The organism is Halorubrum sp. SP3, assembly GCF_005435195.1.
Lineage (GTDB): Archaea > Halobacteriota > Halobacteria > Halobacteriales > Haloferacaceae > Halorubrum > Halorubrum sodomense.
In genome coordinates this window covers 1-222 of the sequence record NZ_SGTU01000755.1, presented here as the reverse complement: position 1 = coordinate 222, position 222 = coordinate 1, and the positions used below count along the sequence as shown (strand labels likewise).

The 222-nt window shown below is 42.8% G+C and carries 1 protein-coding gene; it reads right to left on the bottom strand.

Annotated features, from left to right (window positions below; genetic code table 11):
• On the bottom strand, positions 1-222 hold a 222-nt coding region (locus tag EXE42_RS20060; protein WP_206750794.1), incomplete at both ends, for a hypothetical protein.

The window sequence follows — 222 nt, the reverse complement described above, 5'->3', positions numbered from 1 at the left end:
TATATACCTCTTTTGCGATGTTAAGAAGTTCCGGATGGGCATCGGTTAGGTTCGTTAATATTCGGTCATAGGCTTCGGTGTCGTTGGCTGTATGGATCGACTCACTTACGGCCTTTCCGGAGAATAATAACCTCGAATTCTGAGGAAGTTCAGTCTCCGATGTTAGCTGGATTTGATCATCAATCTCTTGAATAAGTAGAGCATTCTCCAACTCTTCTATGA